This is a genomic window from Pseudomonas acericola (SeqCode), assembly GCF_053456465.1.
Map to the genome: position 1 here is coordinate 273146 of NZ_JBRFJB010000002.1, position 20823 is coordinate 293968.

The 20823-nt window shown below is 61.6% G+C and carries 20 protein-coding genes; 4 read left to right on the forward strand and 16 right to left on the reverse strand.

Annotated elements, in window-relative coordinates:
• Positions 1-105: 105 nt before the first annotated feature.
• From ACU688_RS07280 to ACU688_RS07300, 5 genes are all read right to left on the reverse strand, one after another.
• Positions 106-849, reverse strand: coding sequence for a YkgJ family cysteine cluster protein (locus tag ACU688_RS07280; protein WP_448184197.1), 744 nt, complete (start codon positions 847-849; stop codon positions 106-108).
• A 107-nt stretch (positions 850-956) separates the two neighbouring features.
• Positions 957-1439 carry a GNAT family N-acetyltransferase gene (locus tag ACU688_RS07285; protein WP_124527416.1) on the reverse strand — a complete coding sequence of 161 codons (483 nt, stop codon included), beginning with the start codon at positions 1437-1439 and terminating at the stop codon, positions 957-959.
• Positions 1436-2338: a chemotaxis protein CheV gene (locus ACU688_RS07290; RefSeq protein WP_207040013.1), complete on the reverse strand. Its 903-nt coding sequence runs from the start codon at positions 2336-2338 to the stop codon at positions 1436-1438. The genes ACU688_RS07285 and ACU688_RS07290 overlap by 4 nt, the downstream gene beginning before the upstream one ends.
• Before the next feature lie 175 nt (positions 2339-2513).
• Entirely contained in the window at positions 2514-3488 is a 975-nt protein-coding gene (locus ACU688_RS07295) for a 2-hydroxyacid dehydrogenase (RefSeq protein WP_448184198.1), read from the reverse strand.
• A gap of 196 nt (positions 3489-3684) precedes the next feature.
• Positions 3685-4653, reverse strand: a complete 969-nt coding sequence (locus tag ACU688_RS07300) for a LysR family transcriptional regulator (RefSeq protein ID WP_017738676.1) — start codon at positions 4651-4653, stop codon at positions 3685-3687.
• Between the two features lie 182 nt (positions 4654-4835).
• Between ACU688_RS07300 and ACU688_RS07305 the strand changes: the two genes are divergently transcribed.
• From ACU688_RS07305 to ACU688_RS07320, 4 genes are read left to right on the forward strand one after another with little or no spacing between them, the layout of a single operon-like run.
• Entirely contained in the window at positions 4836-6371 is a 1536-nt protein-coding gene (locus tag ACU688_RS07305) for an efflux transporter outer membrane subunit (protein WP_448184199.1), read from the forward strand.
• A 10-nt stretch (positions 6372-6381) separates the two neighbouring features.
• Positions 6382-8559, forward strand: coding sequence for an FUSC family protein (locus ACU688_RS07310; RefSeq protein WP_448184200.1), 2178 nt, complete (start codon positions 6382-6384; stop codon positions 8557-8559).
• Positions 8549-8749, forward strand: coding sequence for a DUF1656 domain-containing protein (locus ACU688_RS07315; protein WP_017738673.1), 201 nt, complete (start codon positions 8549-8551; stop codon positions 8747-8749). The genes ACU688_RS07310 and ACU688_RS07315 overlap by 11 nt, the downstream gene beginning before the upstream one ends.
• A gap of 10 nt (positions 8750-8759) precedes the next feature.
• A complete protein-coding gene (locus tag ACU688_RS07320) occupies positions 8760-9620 on the forward strand; it encodes an efflux RND transporter periplasmic adaptor subunit (RefSeq protein ID WP_448184201.1) in 861 nt (286 codons plus the stop codon).
• Between the two features lie 38 nt (positions 9621-9658).
• On the opposite strand, the gene ACU688_RS07325 is transcribed toward ACU688_RS07320, so the two are convergent.
• The 11 genes from ACU688_RS07325 to ACU688_RS07375 all read right to left on the reverse strand — a co-directional run bounded on the left by ACU688_RS07325 (position 9659) and on the right by ACU688_RS07375 (position 20819).
• Positions 9659-10117 carry a hypothetical protein gene (locus tag ACU688_RS07325; RefSeq protein ID WP_448184202.1) on the reverse strand — a complete coding sequence of 153 codons (459 nt, stop codon included), beginning with the start codon at positions 10115-10117 and terminating at the stop codon, positions 9659-9661.
• Complete coding sequence (ssp4, locus tag ACU688_RS07330; RefSeq protein WP_448184203.1) at positions 10101-11033, reverse strand: Ssp4 family T6SS effector; 933 nt, start codon at positions 11031-11033, stop codon at positions 10101-10103. The genes ACU688_RS07325 and ssp4 overlap by 17 nt, the downstream gene beginning before the upstream one ends.
• A 220-nt stretch (positions 11034-11253) precedes the next feature.
• Positions 11254-11655 carry a hypothetical protein gene (locus ACU688_RS07335; RefSeq protein ID WP_017738669.1) on the reverse strand — a complete coding sequence of 134 codons (402 nt, stop codon included), beginning with the start codon at positions 11653-11655 and terminating at the stop codon, positions 11254-11256.
• Positions 11655-12467: an SDR family oxidoreductase gene (locus ACU688_RS07340; RefSeq protein ID WP_448184204.1), complete on the reverse strand. Its 813-nt coding sequence runs from the start codon at positions 12465-12467 to the stop codon at positions 11655-11657. The genes ACU688_RS07335 and ACU688_RS07340 overlap by 1 nt, the downstream gene beginning before the upstream one ends.
• A gap of 14 nt (positions 12468-12481) precedes the next feature.
• Complete coding sequence (locus ACU688_RS07345) at positions 12482-12946, reverse strand: hypothetical protein (protein WP_017738666.1); 465 nt, start codon at positions 12944-12946, stop codon at positions 12482-12484.
• Between the two features lie 266 nt (positions 12947-13212).
• The gene (locus tag ACU688_RS07350) at positions 13213-14664 is read right to left on the reverse strand and encodes a mannose-1-phosphate guanylyltransferase/mannose-6-phosphate isomerase (protein ID WP_124527404.1); all 1452 of its coding nucleotides are present in this window, start codon (positions 14662-14664) and stop codon (positions 13213-13215) included.
• Positions 14665-14736: 72 nt separating this feature from the next.
• Complete coding sequence (locus tag ACU688_RS07355; RefSeq protein ID WP_448184205.1) at positions 14737-15390, reverse strand: alginate O-acetyltransferase AlgF; 654 nt, start codon at positions 15388-15390, stop codon at positions 14737-14739.
• 16 nt (positions 15391-15406) lie between these two features.
• Positions 15407-16591 carry an alginate O-acetyltransferase gene (locus ACU688_RS07360; RefSeq protein ID WP_448184206.1) on the reverse strand — a complete coding sequence of 395 codons (1185 nt, stop codon included), beginning with the start codon at positions 16589-16591 and terminating at the stop codon, positions 15407-15409.
• A 10-nt stretch (positions 16592-16601) separates the two neighbouring features.
• Positions 16602-18026 (reverse strand): MBOAT family O-acyltransferase, encoded by a 1425-nt coding sequence (locus ACU688_RS07365; RefSeq protein WP_017738662.1) that lies wholly within the window; start codon positions 18024-18026, stop codon positions 16602-16604.
• A 232-nt stretch (positions 18027-18258) separates the two neighbouring features.
• Positions 18259-19368: a mannuronate-specific alginate lyase gene (locus tag ACU688_RS07370; RefSeq protein ID WP_448184207.1), complete on the reverse strand. Its 1110-nt coding sequence runs from the start codon at positions 19366-19368 to the stop codon at positions 18259-18261.
• An 8-nt stretch (positions 19369-19376) separates the two neighbouring features.
• Positions 19377-20819: an alginate O-acetyltransferase gene (locus tag ACU688_RS07375; RefSeq protein WP_448184208.1), complete on the reverse strand. Its 1443-nt coding sequence runs from the start codon at positions 20817-20819 to the stop codon at positions 19377-19379.
• Positions 20820-20823: the final 4 nt, after the last annotated feature.

Genomic DNA, 20823 nt, shown 5'->3' on the forward strand with positions numbered 1-20823 from the left:
GATTTGTGGTGAATGTGCGGGCCTCATCGCGGGCAAGCCCGCTCCCACAGGGAATCGCATTCCAACCTGTGGGAGCGGGCTTGCCCGCGATGAGGCCAGTAAGCCCTACGCCGCCCTCAACGAAATAAACGCATAGTTCGCCGGCACCTCAGTCGCCAATTGCGCCCCTGCATCCAACAGCTGCCCGGCGATATCCGTTCCGGACACATGAAACACCCACTCATTGGCCCCGGACGGCCGCTCGACCGCCAACTCAATCGCCTGGGCAAACGCGCTCATGTCCGGCAGGTACGCGGTAAACCCATCGCCCTTGAGCGCCGTGGTACGGATACCCAGCAAGGCACACACCGCTTCCTTGGTCTGCACGTCGTCGCGGTCGGCCTGGCGTGAACGGCTAATCAACGCTGCCAACTGTGGGTCCGCCAACTCGCCGCCGACGATCAGCGCAGGGCCTTGTTCCCAGGACTCTGGCGGGCAGTCCTTGGCGCCAGGGTTCAAGGGAATATGCGGATTGATCTCCATCGGATAGATCCGGCACACCAATGGCCGCCGCTCATAGATGCGGCACAGGTTGTCTTCGTCAAGATTCCGGCAGCGCCCGGCGTTGTAGGCGGCAAAGGTGATTGCCACAAACGCCTCGGTGTTGCCGCTGGGAACCACCACCGAACGGCGCTCGGCATGCTCGCGTTGTTGCGCGGGCAGGCCCAGGCCGTTGGCCAGGAAACCTTCGACGAGCACGATGACATTGCCGCCGTCTGCCGCCCACATGCGGGCTTCGTCGAGGGTCAGGGGCACATGGTGGTCGGTGCAGCATTTGCCGCAACCGACGCAGGAAAAATGGGTGTTCATGGCGGATCTGTCACCAGGCTAGGTCAGAGGGCTCGCTTGATCGGTGACGGGTTTTTACCTCTGTTCACCGTATTGCCACTCTGGAAGCAAGTTGTGCGCCAGTGCCTTTAGTCCGCCGCCACTACGTCGCGTAGGACGAGTCTCATTTCAGCGCTGGCGTAGAGCTTGCGTGCGCGCAGGTTGCTCTCCAGCACCTTGAGGTCCACGTAGGGTTCGCCGCGCTGCTTGAACACCTGGAAGCTGTGCAGCAACAACGCGCGGCCCAGCCCCTGGCCCTGGGCGCAGGGGTGGACGGCAAGGTTCTTGATAAAGGCGCTGGTCCAGCATTGCGCGACGCCAAGGATGCCCTCGGCATTGCTGGCGACCAGGCACAGCGTGGGGTCGAACTCGGCATCGCTGACGAACTGCTGGCGCCATTCCTCCAGGCTCGGCACGCGGCCGCCGCCCTGGTCCTGGGTCATGCGCAGTACTGCGTGAATGGCCGGGGCCAGCTCGTCGCGGTAGTGATCCAGCTGCGTGCCCGCCGGCCATTGCGGCGCGGGCAGGCTGGCGGTGAGATCGCGGCGTAGCAGTTGGAAATATTCGCTCACAGGCCTTTTTGCGCCACCGTTTGCGCGGCCACCACCAGGCACTTGGTCAACTCGGGCGAGGAGAATTTCGTCAGCACCGAATCGGCGCCGGCCAGGCGGGCTTTTTCGCTGTTCATCGCGCTGTCCAGGGAGGTGTGCAGCAGCACGTAGAGGTCCTTGAAATCCGGGGTTTCGCGCAGGGTGCGGGTGAGGGCATAGCCGTCCATCTCGGACATCTCGATATCCGACACCACCACGTTGATCTGTTCGGCCGTGCCTTGCAGCTCCAGCAGCACATCGATGGCTTCCTTGGCGCTGCGTGCGGTGTGGCAGGTCAGGCCGAGGTTGCGCAAGGTATGCACGGATTGCTGCAACGCCACCTGGCTGTCGTCTACCACCAGAATGCGGGCATTGCCCAGCACTTCGGCTTCTTCCATGGTCAGGTCGGTCGGCGCGGCTTCGATCGGCGCCGGGGCGATGCCGTGGATGACTTTCTCGATATCCAGCACCTGCACCAGGGCGCCTTCCACTTCGGTGACCCCGGTGATAAACGCGCGGTTGCCGCCAGAGCCATAGGGCGGCGGGCGGATGTCGGTGGTCAGGCAATGCACGATCTTGCTCACCGCCTGCACATGCAGGCCCTGCTTGGAGCGGCTCACATCGGTGACGATCAGGCAGCCACCGTCCGGGTCCTGCAGGGGCATTTCCCCAAGGGCACGGCTGAGGTCGATCACCGACAGCGAGGCACCGCGCAGGATGGCGATGCCTTTGACGTGGGGGTGCGACTCCGGCAGCTTGGTCAGCGGCGGGCAGGGAATGATTTCGCTGACTTTCAGCAGGTTGATCGCCATCAGCTTGCCACTGCGCAAGGTAAAGAGCAGAAGCGAGAGTGAATCTGCGCGGGCTTTGGTGGTGGACATAAAAACCTTCTGTGGATCAGGGATGACATCTATGGAAGGTTATCGACTTACATAATGAAAACTGTAGAGCAACCTGTGGCGAGGGAGCTTGCTCCCGCTGGGCTGCGAAGCAGCCCCAAAAGCCTGGGAGCGCTTCGCACTCCAGCGCGAGCAAGCTCGCTCGCCACGACAGCTGTCAGCCTTTCCAGACTTGCGGGTTCACCAGATCCTGCGGACGCTGGCCCAGTAGGGCACTGCGCAAGTTCTCCAGGGCACGGTTGGCCATGGCCTCACGGGTTTCATCCGTCGCCGAGCCGATATGCGGCAAGGTCACCGCATTGCTCAGCTGGAACAGCGGCGACTCCGCCAACGGCTCCTGCTCATACACATCCAGCCCCGCCCCGCGAATCCGCTGGGTTTGCAGCGCTTCGATCAGCGCCGGTTCATCCACCACCGGACCACGGGAGATGTTGATCAGGATCGCGCTGGACTTCATCAGGCCCAGCTCGCGGGTGCTGATCAGGTGGCGGGTCTTGTCGCTCAATGGCACCACCAGGCACACAAAGTCTGCCTCGGCGAGCAGTTGATCGAGGCTGCGGAACTGCGCGCCCAGCTCCTGTTCCAGCGCCGTCTTGCGGCTGTTGCCGCTGTAGAGGATCGGCATGTTGAACCCCAGGCGACCGCGTCGGGCCACGGCCGCGCCGATATTGCCCATGCCGACGATGCCCAGGGTCTTGCCGTGCACATCGCAGCCAAACAACGGCGCGCCGACGCTGGCTTTCCACTGGCCGGCCTTGGTCCAGGCGTCCAGCTCGGCGACGCGGCGGGCGCTGCTCATCAGCAGGGCGAACGCCAGGTCGGCGGTGCTTTCGGTGAGCACATCAGGGGTGTTGGTGAGCATGATCCCGCGTTCGGTGAAGTAGGGCACGTCGTAGTTGTCGTAGCCCACCGACACACTGGACACCACTTCCAGCTTGCCCGCGCCTTCGAGTTGCGCGCGGCCCAGCTTGCGACCCACGCCGATCAGACCGTGGGCGTGGGGCAAGGCTTCATTGAACTGCGCGTTGATGTCACCCAGCTTGGGGTTGGGCGCGATCACCTCGAAATCCTCTTGCAGGCGTTCGATCATGGGCGGGGTGATGCGGCTGAAGGCGAGGACAGTCTTTTTCATTGCAGGCGGGCTCATCGACTACGGGAGAATGCCAAGCAAGCTAACATTCCTCGTTGCGCTTGTCAGGACATCACTGGACTCAAGTGGACACAGGACCCCTGTGGGAGCTGGCTTGCCTGCGATAGCGGTTTGCCTGATACACCGCTATCGCAGGCAAGCCAGCTCCCACAGTTTGAACGCGTTGGTCTGACAAATATCAGTTCGCCAGGCGCACGCCGCCGACGCTTCCGCTCAACTCATACGCCGCCAACTCCGCCTGATGCGCCGCCAGAATCTCCGGCAACGACCCGCGCAGGTATTCCACCCACGTCTTGATCTTCGCATCCAGGTACTGGCGCGACGGGTAGATGGCGTACAGGTTCAGTTCCTGCGAGCGGTACGTTGGCATGACCCGCACCAGGGTGCCGTTGCGCAGGCCCTCGATGGCCGCATACACCGGCAACAAGCCGACGCCCATGCCGCTGGTGATCGCGGTTTTCATCGCGTCAGCCGAGTTGACCAGGAACGGCGAGCTGTTGATCGCCACGCTTTCCTGGCCTTCGGGGCCGTTGAAGGTCCACTTGTCCAGCTGGATCACCGGGCTGACCAGGCGCAGGCATGCGTGGTTGAGCAAGTCAGTGGGGCGTTGCGCGCAGCCCTTGGCCTTGACGTAGTCCGGCGAGGCGCAGGCGATGCTGTAGGTGATGCCCAGGCGTTGGGAGACGAAACCCGAATCCGGCAGCTCGCTGGCCAGCACGATGGACACGTCATAGCCCTCGTCGAGCAAGTCCGGCACGCGGTTGGCCAGGGTCAGGTCGAAGGTCACGTCCGGGTGGGTGCGGCGGTAGCGGGCGATGGCGTCGATCACGAAGTGCTGGCCGATGCCGGTCATGGTGTGCACTTTCAACTGCCCGGCGGGGCGTGCGTGGGCGTCGCTGGCTTCGGCTTCGGCTTCTTCGACGTAGGCCAGGATCTGTTCGCAGCGCAGCAAATAGCGTTTACCGGCTTCGGTCAGCGCGATGCGCCGGGTGGTGCGGTTGAGCAAGCGGGTTTGCAGGTGGGCCTCAAGGTTGGAGACCGCGCGCGAGACGTTGGCCGTGGTGGTGTCCAGTTGCGCGGCGGCGGCGGTGAAGCTGCCGGCTTCGGCCACGCAACTGAAAGCGCGCATGTTTTGCAAAGTGTCCATGGGGTGTTCTCAAGGGAGATAGCAAATTGTGACAGAAAGTTACGCCGTCCAGTGATCCCTACCAACGGATTATCGCTTGAACGGTAACAAAGATTCACAGGAATGCCAGCTTATCGTCCTCGGTGCCGCCGCCTAGAATTGCGCCACCTACCCCGCAATACCACCTCAGGAATTCGTTCGCCGTGCCGCGTCGCATCAGCAGAGAGCTGAAGACTCTCAATAACAGAGGGCTGAAGGCTCTCAGTGTTTGCGCCTTATCGTTAGCAATCAGCGGCTGCATCGGAACCGGAGGAATCGCCCCCCAAGGCCAGGCCCTCAGCGCCAATACCCTGGCCACCGACGAAGCGATCCAGAGTGCCGCCCGGGATGCCCATTGGCCCACCGCCCAATGGTGGCAAGCCTACGGTGACCCGCAACTCAACCGCTGGGTGGCCCTCGCCACGCACAACAGCCCGAGTATGGCCATGGCCGCCGCGCGCGTTCGCGAAGCACGGGCCATGGCCGGGATTGCCGAATCGGCCGAGTCGTTGCAAATCAACAGCAACACCACCCTCAAGCGCCACAACTGGCCGAAGGATCAGTTCTACGGCCCCGGCGAGTTGAGCGGTGCCAACACCTGGGACAACAATTCATCCCTGGGCCTGAGCTATGCCCTCGACCTGTGGGGCCGCGAAAGCAATACCAGCGAACGTGCCGTGGACCTGGCCCACATGAGTGCTGCCGAAGCCCGCCAGGCCCAGCTCGAATTGCAAAACAACGTGGTGCGCGCCTATATCCAGCTGTCGTTGCACTACGCCAACCGCGACATCGTTGCGGCCACCCTGGCCCAACAACAACAGATTCTCGATTTGGCCAACAAGCGCCTGGATGCCGGGATCGGCACGCACTTCGACGTCAGCCAGGCCGAAACCCCGTTGCCGGAAACCCATCGCCAACTGGACGCCCTCGACGAAGAAATCGCCCTGAGTCGCAACCAGCTCGCGGCCTTGGCTGGTAAAGGCCCGGGGGAGGGCGCGCAGTTGCAACGTCCGAGCCTGGCCCTGGCCGCGCCGCTGAAATTGCCATCAAGCCTGCCCGCCCAATTGCTCGGCCAGCGCCCGGACGTGGTCGCCAGCCGCTGGCAGGTCGCGGCCCAGGCCCGAGGCATCGATGTGGCCCACGCTGGCTTCTATCCCAACGTCGACCTGGTCGGCAGCCTCGGCTACATGGCCACCGGCGGCGGCATGCTGGAGTTTCTCGCCGGCAAGAAATTCAACTACAACGTGGGCCCGGCGATCACCTTGCCGATCTTCGATGGCGGGCGTTTGCGTGCCGAGTTGGGCGAAGCCAGCGCGGGCTACGATATCGCCGTGGCCAAGTACAACCAGACCCTGGTCAATGCGCTCAAGGGCATCAGCGACCAATTGATCCGCCGCGAGTCCATGGATAAGCAATCGTCATTCGCCGCGCAATCGGTGGCCTCGGCGCAGAAAACCTACGACATCGCGATGATCGCCTATCAGCGCGGCCTCACCGATTACCTCAATGTGCTCAATGCGCAGACCTTGCTGTTTCACCAGCAGCAGATTGAACAACAGGTCCAGGCCGCGCGCCTGACGGCCCATGCCGAACTGGTCACCGCCTTGGGCGGGGGCCTCCAGGCTGGCGATGACGTGCCGCAAGACGGCAAGACTCTCCCGAGCAAGACCCCAGCGGCCCTCGCCGTGTTTGATCACTGAGTAGGATTTGATGACTCCCTTGCCTGCACCGCTGCGCTGGATGCACTCCCTTGAGTGGCGTCGCGGTTTCTTCGACTGGGCGCGCAGCGACGGCGTGACCTGGGTGTATATCTTCAAGGTGCTGATCGCCGCGTTCCTCACGCTGTGGCTGGCCATGCGCCTGGAACTGCCGCAACCGCGCACCGCGATGATCACCGTGTTTATCGTGATGCAACCGCAGAGCGGCCAGGTGTTTGCCAAGAGCTTCTATCGCTTCCTCGGCACCCTGGCGGGGTCGGCGGTGATGGTGTTGTTGATCGCCTTGTTTGCGCAGAACACCGAGTTGTTCCTCGGCGCCTTGGCGATCTGGGTGGGCATCTGCACGGCGGGCGCGACCCGCAACCGCAACTTTCGCGCCTATGGTTTTGTGTTGGCCGGCTACACCGCTGCGATGGTGGGATTGCCCGCACTGGCACACCCGGACGGTGCGTTCATGGCGGCGGTGTGGCGGGTGTTGGAGATTTCCCTGGGCATTCTGTGCTCCACGCTGGTCAGCGCCGCGATCCTGCCGCAGACCTCAAGCGCCGCCATGCGCAACGCCCTGTACCAACGCTTCGGCGTGTTCGCGCTGTTCGTCACCGACGGCCTGCGCGGGCGCAGCCAGCGTGAAGGGTTCGAGGCCAGCAACGTGCGCTTCATCGCCGAAGCCGTGGGCCTGGAAGGGCTGCGCAGCCTCACTGTGTTCGAAGACCCGCACATGCGTCGGCGCAATGGCCGGCTCAGTCGCCTCAACAGCGAATTCATGAGCATCACCACGCGCTTCAATGCCCTGCACCAGCTGCTTGAACGGCTGCGTGCGGATGCGGCCGATCACGTCGTCGCGGCGATCAAGCCGGGCTTGCACGACCTCGCCGAAGTGCTCGACGGTTTCTCCGGTCGCGCCCTCACCAGCCCGGACGCTGCCCGCCTGGTGGCGCAACTCGCCGCCTACAAGGACGACTTGCCCGCCAAGGTGCGCAGCCTGCGGGCGGCATTCCAGGAAGGCGAGCCCACTGAGGCCGAGCAGCTGGATTTCCACACGGCCTATGAGCTGCTTTATCGCTTCGTCGACGACCTGCACAACTACGCGCTCACCCACGCGTCCTTGGCCGACCACAGCCACGCCCGCGAAGACTGGGACGAACCCTACACGCCGAAAACCAACTGGCTGGCCTGCGCCGCGTCGGGGATTCGTGCGTCGTTCATCCTTATTGTGCTCGGCAGTTATTGGGTCGCCACCGCCTGGCCCAGCGGCGCGACCATGACCCTGATCGCCGCCGCCACCGTCGGCCTGTCCGCCGCCACGCCCAACCCCAAGCGCATGGCATTCCAGATGGCCTGCGGCACCTTGATCGGTGCGCTGGTGGGCTTTGTCGAAATGTTCTTCGTGTTCCCGTGGATCGACGGTTTTCCGCTGCTGTGCGTGATGCTCGCACCGGTGATCATCCTTGGCGCCTTCCTCGCGTCACGCCCGCAATACGCAGGGGTAGGCGTCGGCCTGCTGATCTTCTTCAGCACCGGCTCGGTGCCGGACAACCTCACGGTCTACAACCCCTACACCTTTATCAACGACTACATCGCGATGATCATTGGCATGCTCGTCTGCGCAGCGGCGGGCGCAATCATCCTGCCGCCCAACAGCCGCTGGTTGTGGCGCCGCCTGGAGCAGGACCTGCGCGAGCAAGTGGTGTATGCCATCAGCGGCAAGCTCAAGGGCCTGGCGTCGAGTTTCGAAAGCCGCACCCGTGACTTGCTGCACCAGGCCTATGGCCTCGCCGTCGGCCAGCCGCAAGTGCAGCGCGACCTGCTGCGCTGGATGTTCGTGGTGCTGGAAGTCGGCCACGCGATCATCGAGTTGCGCAAGGAACAGGCGATTTTGCCGATCCACCCGGCGTACGCCGAATCCCAGCCGTGGCGCCAGGCGATCCGTGTGATGGGCCGCTCGCTGGTGCGGTTGTTCCTGCAACCCAGCGCGAGCAACCTGGAGCGCGGCCTGATCGCCGTGGACCATGCGATCAGCCGCGTGCAGGCCACCGACGAACCCTTCGCGCCGCACTTCGACACCTCGGCCCTGCGCCGGGTGAAAAGCTACCTGCACTTTATCCGCACTTCGCTGCTCGACCCGCAATCGCCACTCGCTGCCTTGAAAGGAGCTGCGCATGCCGCGTGAAATCGCGTTCCACGGCATCTACATGCCGACCATGACCCTGATGTTCCTGATCGCGGCCGTCCTGGCCTGGGCCCTGGACCGCTTCCTGGCCGGGTTCGACCTGTACCGTTTTTTCTGGCACCCGGCGTTGCTGCGCCTGAGCCTGTTCGTTTGCTTGTTCGGCGCCCTGGCGCTGACCGTCTACCGTTGAGAATGCCCTGATGAAAAAGTTTTTCAGCCTGCTTGCGACCTTGCTGGTACTGGCTTTGGCGATGTGGATTGGCCGCACGTTGTGGGTGCACTACATGCAAACCCCCTGGACCCGCGACGGCCGTGTGCGCGCCGACATCATCAACGTCGCCGCCGACGTCACCGGTGAAGTGGTCGATGTTCCGGTGCGTGACAACCAGTTGGTGAAAAAAGGCGACCTGCTGATGCAGATCGACCCCGAACACTACCGCATCGCCGTCAAACAGGCGCAATCGCTGGTGGCGTCACGCAAAGCCACCTGGGAAATGCGCAAGGTCAACGCCCACCGCCGCGCCGACCTAGACGCCCTGGTGATCTCCAAGGAAAACCGCGACGACGCCAGCAACATCGCCGACTCCGCCCTGGCCGATTACCAGCACGCGCTGGCGCAACTGGAAGCGGCTGAACTGAACCTCAAACGCACCCAGGTGCTGGCGGCGGTGGACGGTTATGTCACCAACCTCAATGTGCATCGCGGCGACTACGCGCGCATCGGCGAGGCAAAGATGGCTGTGGTGGATATGAATTCCTTCTGGGTCTACGGCTTCTTTGAAGAAACCAAGCTGCCCCATGTGAAGGTCGGCGATAAAGCCGACATGCAGCTCATGAGCGGCGAGACCTTGAAGGGCCATGTGGAAAGCATCTCGCGGGGTATATACGACCGTGACAACCCCGAGAGCCGTGAGTTGGTGGCAGATGTGAATCCGACGTTCAACTGGGTGCGGCTGGCCCAGCGGGTGCCGGTGCGGATTCATATTGATGAAGTGCCGGAGGGTGTACTGCTGGCTGCCGGTATTACTTGCACCGTTATCGTGAACCAAACACAGAACTGAATGTGGGAGATTCTATGTTGCAGGACAACCCTGCGACCTTAAATCCGGCTGGTATTCGCTCTGGTTTTGCGTCGTCGTTTGACCCGCAGCATGCTGGTATACCGTCGGTGGTTTTTTGAGTTGAGGACCAAGATGTAGAACAGAGATGTAAACAACGCAGACAAGTTGAGCAGCGTCGGAGAGTGATTGCCAAGATAGGCTACCGAGAGCAGGAGGTTTGCGATTGCTACGAGGATGAGTATTCGAGGCGCATGTCGGAATCCTTCACTTAGACCAATTTGGCCTACGTAAAAAATCAGGCACAGCACCATTCCGGCTCCGAAAGCGGTTTCATCCGGCAGGCCTAAAATTTGGGCGTAATACGAAAGACTTGTCGAAGTGTTGATTGCGATACTGCTTAGGCTAAGCAGCATCGCCCCTCCAAATGACGGTAAAAAACGGTAGGCATTACGGCGCCAAATTAGATACTCCCGAAAGGGATCAATGCCGAAATTCATAGTCGTCGAACTCCTCGTACAGGGCGATAACTAACGCGTTGATATTTCCGAAAAGTACGCTGCCTGTGATAGCTAAAGTCGCGCTAACTTGATCCCTTATTTGCGTGATTATGCGCAGTCGTAACTCGGGGTTGCTGTAGCGTCTGGGCAATTGTCCAGCCAACTGCTTCAGACGAATTATTTCGCAGGGATGGCGGGGATTGTTCAGCCGAAGAACTTCGTTCGTTAATTTGGCGCGTTCTTGACGGCTCATGGGTCTTAATATGTCCATCATCTCGCGCCCGGTCGAGCGTTTGATAGCCATCACGGTTCTGACCGTTGCAACGGTGGATGCCCCTGCGCCGACCAATGAAATACCATCCAGAGCAACGGTCATTGCTTGATACCAAGCCAGGGTGTCGTAGTAGTCATTCTTGGCAGGGTTAGTTAACTCGTTACGGGTCCTCCATACACCGTTAAAGCACTGTCCGCCGCTGGCGGCCAGGCCTGCGTATGACACATAGGTCAAGGCGAGGCTTGCGCCGCCACTAAACGGCGCTGCGGCTATGCCGGCCTTTGCGACAACGAAACTAATCACTGCCCCGCCGCAGGAAAGGGTCATTCCCGATGCCTCACGCCACAGCTGAGGCTCACGAGGTGAACTTGCCACCTGCTGTGCATAGTCTTCAGTGGTAACTGCCTGCTCTACTGTCTCCCGTAAAATCACGCGCTTGGGCCTGACACTGCACAGCGGTACAAACTCCCGGAGCACCGTCACCTGATAATCACTGCCAATATGCACCACCCCAGCCCCGACGATGGCCGGGTCGGCGTCAATGGTTTGATAGAGTTTTGGCAGGTCCAGCAGGCTGGTCAGGCGCTGGCGCGTGGTGGTGTGCGCGGTTGGCACGCCGCTTTGCAGGAAATCCCTTGGCATCCTTTCACCTGTGGGTAGACAGAGGTGAAAGAGCCTGAGGATTGGTTCCTTGAAAGGATGTCAGGCGCTTCGCTGTTTCTTGTAGTACCTGGCCCTACGAGCCAAACACAAAACTAACCTGTGGGAGCTGGCTTGCCTGCGATAGCGGTGGGTCAGCGGCAAATGCTGCAACTGACAGTCCGCCATCGCAGGCAAGCCAGCTCCCACATGTTTAACCGCATCAGGCCTTGATGAAGGTCTCATGCAGATGGCGCCACAGCAGGGCGCCGCTGGCCTGTTTCTCGAACACCACGGTGGCGCGGCGGTCGGTCTGGGTGCCGCTGTCATCCACCTGATGCTCACGGTAAGTCACCGTCGCCCCACGCGCATGCCGGTCGATCCCGGCCATTTCACTCAAGGTGATTTTCAACCCCGGCCGCATCCCACCCAGGCGCGTGAACAACGCGTTGACCCCGGCGGCATTCACCCGTGTTCCGGTGGCCGGGGCGACCATGCTGAACTCCGGGGAGAAACGCGCGAGCAGGCTTTGCAAGGTGCCCTCCGGCGCGACGCCGGCGAACCATTGCTCGATCTCGACGTGGGTCTGGATCACTTCTTCAAAAAAATCGCTGTAGTCGATCATTACAAACTCCGTTCCAAGCCAAAGCGCTTCTTCAAGACACTCTCCAATAAACCTTTGGGCAACAACGCCGCCATCAACGGCAGCGCGCGGCTGCCATTCCCGGCACGCAACAGGCGCGGCGGCGCGGGTTGTTGCACGCCCTTGAGCACCTGCGCGGCAAACTTGGTCGCCGGGGTGGGGTTGTCCTGCGAAGCCTGGGAGCGCGCGCGGATGCCGTCGCGCAACGGCCACCAGGGGGATTGTTCGTTGATCAACAGCTCGGCCTGGGCGCCGGCGTTTTTCGCGAAACTCGTATCGATAGCCCCCGGCTGTACTTCCATCACGCGAATGCCAAACGGCGCCAGTTCCATGCGCAGTGCGTCGCTCAATGCATGTACGGCGGCTTTCGACGCGCAGTAGGCCCCGGCAAATGGCGTGACCAATACCCCGGAAACGCTGCCGATGTTCACCACCAGGCCTTTGCTGCGACGCAGGGCCGGGAACAGCGCCTGGGTCACGCCGACGATGGAAAACACATTGGTTTCGAACTGGCGCTGCATGGCCTCGGTGCCGCCATCGAGCAGCGGGCCCATGGCGCCGTAGCCGGCGTTGTTGACCAGCACATCCAGTTCGCCCAGCTGTTCAGCCAGGTGCTGCAAGGCGGCGCTGTCGTTGACGTCCAGCTCGACCGCATTGAAGCCCGCAGCGGCAAGGGCGGCGACATCCTCCGGGCGGCGGGCGCTGGCCCACACGCTGTAGCCGGCGGCTTTGAACGCGTCAGCCAGGGCGCGGCCGATGCCGCTGGAGCAGCCGGTGATAAGTACGTTGGGCATGGATCAGTCCTTTGTCAGTCCGAGAAACTGCCTTGCAGGTGCTCGGCGCGAAATTCCAGGGTTTGCGGGCGGTAGCCGGGGCGCAGCGGTGGGGCGGGCAGGCAATCGTCCCAGGTGGCGCCGGCCTGCAACTCGCCGGGGCCGCGGTAGCGCGGGGCGGCGTAGACGTTGTCGGCCAGGTTGACGGTGTCGCCCGGCGCATAGGCCGCGACGCGCCACCGCAGTTCGGTGAGGGGCACGTCGTTGCCGTTGTTGAGGATCAGTTTCAGCGGCCGGTCAGCCGGACATTCCTCGGGCGCGTAGGTGATGCGCAGTTCCAGGCGTGCCAGTTGCGAGGCTTCGCGGTTGTCCAGCCAGACCACCCAGATGGCGACAAAACCCAGGCCGACAGCAGCGGCGAGGGATACCGGCAAGGCCTTGGCGGGGTAGCGCAGCAGCAGGATCAGCCAGGTGATGATCAGGAGAACGCCGAAGAACATGGAGACCACCTCGAATGGGGAACGAGCATCCTAACTTAAGCGTAGGTGGGATTGGGCGGCTTGAGGCAAGTGTTGATTGGGAGGCCGTCATCGCAGGCAAGCCAGCTCCCACATTCGACTGCATTCCAAAGGATGTACGCGGTTAACTGTGGGAGCTGGCTTGCCTGCGATGAGGCACTCACAGTCACCACAAAAAAAAGCCCCCACCCAACCCACTGCGGATAGGGGACGCAATGGGCTGGACGGGGGCTTTTTGTACAGCGGTATTACTGCGCGATGGTTTTCACCGACACGCCACGCTCCACCGGCGTCGAACGCCCGTAGATATCTTCAAAACGCTCGATGTCGTCCTCGCCCAGATAGCTGCCCGATTGCACTTCGATGATCTCCAGCGGGATCTTGCCCGGGTTGCGCAGGCGGTGCACCGAGGCAATCGGGATGTAGGTGGACTGGTTCTCGCACAGCAGGAACACATTCTCGTCGCAGGTCACTTCGGCCGTGCCGCTGACTACGATCCAGTGCTCGGCGCGGTGGTGGTGCATTTGCAGCGACAGGCACGCACCCGGCTTGACCGAGATGTGCTTGACCTGGAACCGCCCGCCCATGTCCACCGAGTCGTAGGAGCCCCACGGACGATAGACTTCGCAGTGGTTCTGGGTCTCGCTGCGCCCCTGTTCGTTGAGGGTGTTGACCATCTGCTTGACGCCCTGAACCTTGTCCTTGTGGGCAATCATCATCGCGTCCTTGGTTTCCACCACCACGATGTTTTCCAGGCCGATCACCGACACCAGCTTGCCGTTGCCGTGGATCATGCAGTTCTTGCTGTCCTGGATCACCACGTCGCCCTTGGTCACGTTGCCGTTGGCGTCTTTATCGTTGACCGCCCACAGCGAGGCCCAGCAACCCACGTCGCTCCAGCCGGCGCTCAGCGGTACCACGCAGGCGCGCTGGGTTTTTTCCATCACGGCGTAGTCGATGGAGTTGTCCGGACAGCAGGCGAAGGTGGCTTCGTCGAAGGACACGGTGTCGGCATCCTGTTCGCTGCGTTCCAGGGTCAGCAGGCAGGTGTCGTAGATGTCCGGGTCGTGCTTTTTCAGCTCTTCGAGGAAGCGGCTGGCGCGGAACAGGAACATGCCGCTGTTCCAGAAATACCCGCCGCTTTTGACGAACTCGACCGCACGTTTTTCATTGGGTTTTTCCACGAACTGTTCGACGCGGCTCACGCCCTCGGGCAGCAGCGAGTCGGCGGTGGACTTGATATAGCCGTAGCCGGTTTCCGGGCGAGTTGCCGGCACACCGAACAGCACCATCTCACCGCGCTCGGCGGCCACGGTGGCCAGGGCCAGCGCACGTTGCAGGGCTTTCTGGTCGTCGATCACGTGGTCGGCCGGCAGCACCAGCATCAGCTCGTCGCGGCCTTCGTTGACCAGCATCATCGCGGTCAGGGCCACGGCCGGCGCGGTGTTGCGGCCGAACGGTTCCATCAGGATGCGCTGGCAGTCGAGTTTGCGGTTGCTCAGTTGCTCGTTGACGATGAAGCGGTGGTCCTTGTTGCAGACCACAATCGGCGCGTCCATGCCTTCGAACACCAGGCGTTCCAGGGTTTGCTGGAACAGCGTGTGCTCGCCGGTCAGGGCCAGGAATTGTTTAGGAAACTGTTTGCGGGAAAGCGGCCAAAGACGTGAGCCGCTACCACCGGAAAGGATTACTGGGATCATGGGTGTTTCTCCTTGAATCGATTGGGGTCAGAGCCCACCCCCACAGGGGCGGGCCTCAAGTTGAAAAGCTAATCAGCGGGTCGACACTGGGCGTTTCACCCAGACTGGCGACAGGCTCGAACCGGAGCCTGTGACATACAGCACCGCCGCTTCACCACGTTCCAACGCAACCGGCTTCACATCACCGACTTTCTTGTCACCGTCATACAACGCCAGGCTCACTTTCACCGGGTTGATCTCACGCTCGCCACGGCCCTTGGCGGCCACCGACTTGACCACATCGGTCTTGCCGTCGGCGGTCTTCAGGGTCAGGGCCTTGTCACTCAGGTTTTGCACGCGTACCAGGGATTTCTGCTTGTTCTTGAACGGCGGTTCTTCGATCAGTTGTGGCTGGCCGCTGCCGTTGTTGACCAGGGTGTAGTAGTGGTCGGCGGCGAGTTTGACCGGCACGGTCTGGCTGCCGATCTTGGCGCTGTAGTCACCGCCCGGCATGAAGCTGAAATCGCTGCTGGCCAGGGGCGCAACGTCGCTCAGGTTGGTGGCGCCCACTGTCGCGCTGACTTCCTGGTTCGAGGCGTTGTAGACCCGCACGAAGCTGGAGCCTTTTGGCGCGACAGGACCGTACAAGGCCGCATCGCCGGAAAAGGCCGACAGGGAAACCACGCTCAGGCCGGCTGCAAGCGCCAGGGTTTTAGCGAGACGACGAGGAGTTGTAGTGAAAGTCATGTGAGTTACCTCTCTTTCAGTTTTGCGCCCGGTCGGGCGTCTCGGATTTTTGGTTTTTAACTGGGGTGTTCAAAGCCATGTTCTGTTGGCGCGAACCGGCTTGTTTAAGCTGCGCAACCCACGACGGGTCGGCATCACCGATTTCGTTGTTCACGGGCAGATAACGTTCAGGAAATTCCCAGATCAGCACTTGCGGTGGGTTGTTCTTGAAGTCATCGCTTTTCAGGTAGCTGAGCATCGGCAGGATCGGGCCGTGGCCGTCTTCCGAATAGTTGATGACGTCGCTGTGCAGGGCTTGCTTGAGTGCACCGACGAAGTTCCAGTTGGGGTTGGCGCTGTAGCTGGTGCCGACCAGTGCCACCGGGGTGTCGCTGTTGCTGAACAGCGCATCGTCGCCACCGGTTTCGGCCAGGTGCGTGACGCGTTTTTCCAGCGGTTCTTTCGGTGGCATCAGGTTTTCGAACAGCGGGTCCAGGGGCAGGAACAGACGCAGGTCGCCTTTATGCGGCGCGGTGTTCTCGGCCTCGGTGACAAAGCGCTGCGGCTCGCCGCTCAGCGGGGTTTTCTCGGCAATGCCCTTGGCCAACTGCTTGGCCGCGATCTCGGCGCCGTCCGGCGTCCAGTGGGTGTCGGTGCGCAGGAACACTTGCTTGCCAGCCAGCTTGGCCTGTTGCAGCGGGCCGAGCAGGTCGGGGGCCGGGATCTTGTCGGCGGCGACGCGGGCGTGGAAGTCCTGGTACAGGTTGGCGTGGATGCTCGCCGGTTTCACATCACCGACGTGTTCCGGGTAGAGGCGCACCTTGGCCGGGACAATCGCCATGACCAACTGGATGCCTTGGGCCTTGAGCTTCTGGCGCACGCCCTCGACCAGCGCGTAGTTGCCTTGCAGGTTCTGGTCTTCGTTGACGATGGGGTTGAACTCCTCGTCGCTGTACAACCAGTGATCGCGGCCCAGCACCACGCCGGGGCGGCCTTCGTTGAACAGCTTGTAGTCCAGCGCCGCCCAGAGGTTGGTGCCGATGCGTTTGATCGGGAACTCGTCGTCGTAGTGGGTCTCGACGGCCTTGGTCCAGCGACCGTTAAGCACCGTCGCGTCGGCGTTGGTGCTGAAGCCCAGGAAACTGCGCGTCGACCACAGCCCCAGCAGCAACAGCATGGCCAGGAACACAGTGATGTAGAGCACGCGGAATGAACGGGTCATGTCGGCTCCCTCAGAATTGGAAGTAAAGGAACGGCGAGAAACTCTGCGCCGACAGTTTCAGGATCGACGCCGCGAACAGCAGCAGCACACAGGCACGCATGGCGTAGCCCGGTACGGTGCGCGCCGGGTTTGGCGTGGCCGGATGGTCGCGGTAGAAATCCCGCAGGCCAAAGAACGCCAACGTTGCATACGCCACCACCAGGGTTGCCACTTGCAGGCCGGTGAGGCTGGCGCGGTTGAGTTCCGACAGCGACCACTCGTTGAAGCTGAACATCGCGCCATACATGCGGCCGGCGACGTGCAGGTTCTCGGCGCGGAAGATCACCCAGCCGACTACCACCAGCAGGAAGGTGAACGCCCAACGCACTGGGTTGAAGCTGCGCGGCGAGGTGTTCAGGCCGATGGCTTTTTCAATCGCCAGCCACATGCCGTGCCACGCACCCCACAGGATGTAAGTGATGTTCGCGCCGTGCCACAGGCCACCGAGGAGCATGGTCAGGAACAGGTTGCGGTAGGTGGTCAGCGTGCCTTTACGGTTGCCGCCCAACGTGATGTACAGGTAGTCACGCAGCCAGGTGGACAGGCTGATGTGCCAGCGCCGCCAGAACTCGGTAATCGACTGGCTGATGTACGGCTGCTTGAAGTTTTCCATGAAGCGAAAACCCATCATCAAGCCCAGGCCGATGGCCATGTCGCTGTAGCCGGAGAAGTCGAAGTACAGCTGCGCGGTGTAGGCCAGCGCGCCAAGCCAGGCATCGCCCGTGGTCGGGTTTTGCAGGGCGAAGCAATGGTCGGCCACCACCGCGAGGGTGTCGGCAATGAACACCTTTTTGATGAAACCCTGCATGAACCGCGTGCAGCCCTCGGAGAATTTGTCGAGGGTGTGGGTGCGGTTGTTGAACTGGTCGGCCAGGTCGCGAAAACGCAGGACCGGGCCGGCGATCAGGTGCGGGAAGATCGCCACGAACGCCGCAAAGTCGATGAGGTTGCGCGTGGCCGGGGTGTCGCCGCGATACACGTCGATGATGTAGCTGATGGACTCGAAGATGTAGAACGAGATCCCGATCGGCAACAGCACGTGGGTGAGGATAAACGGCTCCAGGCCCGCCGACTTCATCATCAGGTTGATGCTGTCGACGCCGAAGTTGGCGTATTTGAAGTAGCCGAGGATGCACAGGTCGACGGCCACGCCGAGCAACAGCCAGCGCTGGGCCGGCTTGGTGCGCACGCCCGCTGCACCGACTTTGAGGCCGATCCAGTAGTTCCACAGCGTGACGGCGGCGAACAGCGCCAGGAAGTCCACTCGCCACCAGGCGTAGAACACATAGCTGGCAATCAGCAGCAGCAGGTTGCGATAGCGTTGCCCGCTCAAGTAGTACAAGCCGAGGAAGATCGGCAAGAACAGAAACAGGAACACATTGGACGAGAAAACCATCCCGATCTCTCCATGTTTAACCAACAGTCAAGGGCCGCAGCCCCCCCAAACCCCCCCACCCAATTTTGGGGGAGGGCTGTATTGCAATTTCACTGAAGGAACCTGGTTTACTGTGGGAGCTGGCTTGCCTGCGATAGCTTTGTGTCAGTCGACATCAATGTTGAATGTCAGACCGCTATCGCAGGCAAGCCAGCTCCCACATAAAGCCAGTTCACACAGTTGGAGCTATGTATCAGCTGCCTTTGTTGCCTTTTTCATGCGCCGGGTCGTAGACCTTGGTCAGGTCACCCCCCAGGCGGAAGGTCTTGAACGGTTGCATCCCATGCTTGCGCTCGATCACATCCGGCGCGCAGGTGTAGAGGTTGCAGAACGGCTCAAGCCAGGCATATTTCATGTCTTCCTTGAGGTCCTTCATGTCCTGTTCCTTGCCGTTCTTCTGCTCGAAGATGTCCGGGTCTTTCACCCCAGCCAGCACTTTTTCACCCAGGCGCTTGAGCGCGCTGTTGTTTTCCTGGCGCAGGTCCACACCGTTGACCAAGGCAAAACTGGCGATCATCGACAGCGGCGGCAGGGCGTAGTTGTGGTACGACAGGGCGCGTTGCTGACGCTTCAACTCATTCGGCAAGAAGCCCTGGTCATCGACCTGGTTCACACCGACCTTGTATTCCTTCACCGCCCAATCAAACAGGTCGCGACGGTTGGTGGCGATGGACGTTGCCATCACCGACCACGCGGCCCAGTAGGAGTGGTTGTTGGTTTTTTCCAGCGGCAGGTTGTCCCAGTCGCTGACCACTTGGTCGGCGAGTTTGTTGAACCACGCCTCGATCAACTGCGATTCCTGCTGGTGGTTGGCCAGCGGGTGCGAGTCGGAGAACTTCAAACGCACATAGGCCGACGCCATGCTGCCCAGCGCCCATTTGCGCATGGACTTGCCGGTGTGGTTGAAGTCCTTGGACATCAACGCGTCGGCCTTGGCCCAGCTGGTGAGCCAATTCAAGGTGCATTCCAGCTGCTCCGGGCGCCCGTCGCGCATGAACTGCATCACGCGCTTGCTGGTGTCTTTTTCCAGCTTGGTGATGTCAGCAGTGCTGTCGCGGAAGGCTTTTTCGGACTGGGTGTTCAGGGTGGCGCGAGCCTTGTCCGAACCTTCGTACTTGCTGCGAAATTGCAGCGAGCCGGTGTACGGCGCCGGCATGGCGTCGCAGTCATTCTTGAAGTCGCCGGTCTTGAACGCTTCCACCGGGGCGAAATAACCCTGGGGCGGACGCAGTGGCGCGGCGGCGTTGACTGCGCCGGCGAACATCGCCAGGCCCAGCAACGTGGGGATCAATAACTTCTGCATAGGTAACCTCATTGCCCAGTTGAGGCGGTCTGCTGACCACCGGCTGGGAATACGTTGCGTGTGCAAATTTTCGCTTCAACCTTCTGCGTGCCCTTTTCTGGACCCTGCACTTCCACGGCGAGCAGGTTCTGCGCGGCCCAGTCTTCATCGGTGCGCAGTTCGAAGGCGAAACGCCCGTCTGTATCGGATGTCTCGGGTTTGTCGATCTTGATGTCCTCGTGGCGCCCGTTCATGTACCAGAGGGTGGCTTGCAGGGTTTTCACCGACGGGTCGGCGAAGCGGATATCAACCTGGTGATTGGCATTACGCAGGTCTTTGTTCGAACTGTTGACCATCAATTCGTTCTTGCCGGGTTTCAACGAAGTGCTCGCGCTCATCTGCGCGGGCTTGCCTTCGCAGCCGTTGTCCAGCAGGGACATCATCTGGCGGTAGATGGTCTCCTGGTCCAGGCGGTACAGCGGCGAGAACTCCCAGATAAGGATTTTCGGCGGGCTCTTCTGGAATTCATCGCTGCCCAGGTACTGGATCATCGAGCCTTCCAGGCCACCGCCGGGGAAGGCGACGTTGAGGATGTCGGCACCGATTTCCTGTTCGAGGAAACCGGCGAAGTTGTAGTTCTTGCCGCTGTGGCTGGTGCCCACCAGGGTGATCTGTGGGTTGCCCGAATCGCCGAACAGGTCGCCGTCGCCCGCTTCGCCCTTGGGCTCGGTGGTGAACTGGTCCATGTACTGGATTGCGTAGCTGGTGCCGCACAATTGCCCGGCCATGTTGTGCAGGGTGCCGGTCTTGCCCATGCGCCCGGAGCGCGTGGTCTCGAATTCGCGCTTGGGAATATCGGCGAACTCGGGCATGGCGCGCACTTTCGCGCCGACGATTTTTGCCGTGCGCTGGGCGCCGTACGGCGTCCAGTGTTGGTCGCCACGGAAGTAGAAATCGTGGGCCGGCAGCTCATCCGGCAGTTGCTCATTGGTCAACGGCGACAGGTCCGGCACCACGTAGCCCATCTTGGCGAAACGGCCAAGCATGGTCTTGTAGTTGCCCAGGGCCTTGTCGAAATCGAACTTGGCTTTCTCTTCGGGGTTGAGCTTGTTGCGGTTCACCAGGCCACGGGTCGGCTGGTAGACCACCACCAGTTCCACGCCCTTGGCCTTGAACGCATCGTGCAGTTGCTGCATGCGTTTGTAGCCAGCCGGGGTGGTGTCGAATTCGGTGCGCAGGTCTTCCTGGGTACGGAACAGCCAGTCGCCCTGGGCTTGCACCAGGGTGGTGAAGTTCTGCTGGTAGCGCGTGGTGTAGTTCTTCGCGTCGTGGGCGGCGGGGCACAGGCTGCAGCACGGTTCGGCGCTGAAGCTTGGCGCTTGTACTTCATCGGCGCGCACGCCCTGGCTGGCCGCGAGCAGGCCGAGGGTCAGACCCGAGAGGCTCAGCAGTTTGATCATGTGTGGGTGCATAAGG

Excerpts from the sequence above, each read along its gene's own strand:
- ACU688_RS07280 (WP_448184197.1), bottom strand. The coding sequence starts at position 849 with ATGAACACCCATTTTTCCTGCGTCGGTTGCGGCAAATGCTGCACCGAC.
- ACU688_RS07290 (WP_207040013.1), bottom strand. The coding sequence starts at position 2,338 with ATGTCCACCACCAAAGCCCGCGCAGATTCACTCTCGCTTCTGCTCTTT.
- ACU688_RS07295 (WP_448184198.1), bottom strand. The coding sequence starts at position 3,488 with ATGAAAAAGACTGTCCTCGCCTTCAGCCGCATCACCCCGCCCATGATC.
- ACU688_RS07300 (WP_017738676.1), bottom strand. The coding sequence starts at position 4,653 with ATGGACACTTTGCAAAACATGCGCGCTTTCAGTTGCGTGGCCGAAGCC.
- ACU688_RS07310 (WP_448184200.1), top strand. The coding sequence starts at position 6,382 with ATGACTCCCTTGCCTGCACCGCTGCGCTGGATGCACTCCCTTGAGTGG.
- ACU688_RS07315 (WP_017738673.1), top strand. The coding sequence starts at position 8,549 with ATGCCGCGTGAAATCGCGTTCCACGGCATCTACATGCCGACCATGACC.
- ACU688_RS07320 (WP_448184201.1), top strand. The coding sequence starts at position 8,760 with ATGAAAAAGTTTTTCAGCCTGCTTGCGACCTTGCTGGTACTGGCTTTG.
- ACU688_RS07325 (WP_448184202.1), bottom strand. The coding sequence starts at position 10,117 with ATGAATTTCGGCATTGATCCCTTTCGGGAGTATCTAATTTGGCGCCGT.
- ssp4 (WP_448184203.1), bottom strand. The coding sequence starts at position 11,033 with ATGCCAAGGGATTTCCTGCAAAGCGGCGTGCCAACCGCGCACACCACC.
- ACU688_RS07335 (WP_017738669.1), bottom strand. The coding sequence starts at position 11,655 with ATGATCGACTACAGCGATTTTTTTGAAGAAGTGATCCAGACCCACGTC.
- ACU688_RS07340 (WP_448184204.1), bottom strand. The coding sequence starts at position 12,467 with ATGCCCAACGTACTTATCACCGGCTGCTCCAGCGGCATCGGCCGCGCC.
- ACU688_RS07345 (WP_017738666.1), bottom strand. The coding sequence starts at position 12,946 with ATGTTCTTCGGCGTTCTCCTGATCATCACCTGGCTGATCCTGCTGCTG.
- ACU688_RS07350 (WP_124527404.1), bottom strand. The coding sequence starts at position 14,664 with ATGATCCCAGTAATCCTTTCCGGTGGTAGCGGCTCACGTCTTTGGCCG.
- ACU688_RS07355 (WP_448184205.1), bottom strand. The coding sequence starts at position 15,390 with ATGACTTTCACTACAACTCCTCGTCGTCTCGCTAAAACCCTGGCGCTT.
- ACU688_RS07360 (WP_448184206.1), bottom strand. The coding sequence starts at position 16,591 with ATGACCCGTTCATTCCGCGTGCTCTACATCACTGTGTTCCTGGCCATG.
- ACU688_RS07365 (WP_017738662.1), bottom strand. The coding sequence starts at position 18,026 with ATGGTTTTCTCGTCCAATGTGTTCCTGTTTCTGTTCTTGCCGATCTTC.
- ACU688_RS07370 (WP_448184207.1), bottom strand. The coding sequence starts at position 19,368 with ATGCAGAAGTTATTGATCCCCACGTTGCTGGGCCTGGCGATGTTCGCC.
- ACU688_RS07375 (WP_448184208.1), bottom strand. The coding sequence starts at position 20,819 with ATGCACCCACACATGATCAAACTGCTGAGCCTCTCGGGTCTGACCCTC.